The organism is Robertmurraya korlensis (genome assembly GCF_023715225.1).
Classification (GTDB): Bacteria; Bacillota; Bacilli; order Bacillales; family Cytobacillaceae; genus Robertmurraya_A.
Genome location: NZ_JAMBNS010000187.1, coordinates 1 through 230, shown reverse-complemented (window position 1 = coordinate 230; position 230 = coordinate 1). Strand labels below are relative to the sequence as shown.

Annotated in this window: 1 rRNA gene; it reads right to left on the bottom strand. The window is 50.9% G+C overall.

The annotated features are described in order from the left end of the window. A 23S ribosomal RNA gene (locus M3175_RS24800) occupies positions 1–230 on the bottom strand; the annotation flags it as partial.

Sequence of the window (230 nt, the reverse complement as noted above, 5' to 3'; positions counted from 1 at the left end):
GGTTTGGGCTAATCCCGTTTCGCTCGCCGCTACTCAGGGAATCGCGTTTGCTTTCTCTTCCTCCGGGTACTTAGATGTTTCAGTTCCCCGGGTCTGCCTTCATTACCCTATGTATTCAGGTAAAGATCCTATCCCATTACGGATAGGGGGTTTCCCCATTCGGAAATCTCCGGATCAAAGCTTACTTACAGCTCCCCGAAGCATATCGGTGTTAGTCCCGTCCTTCAACG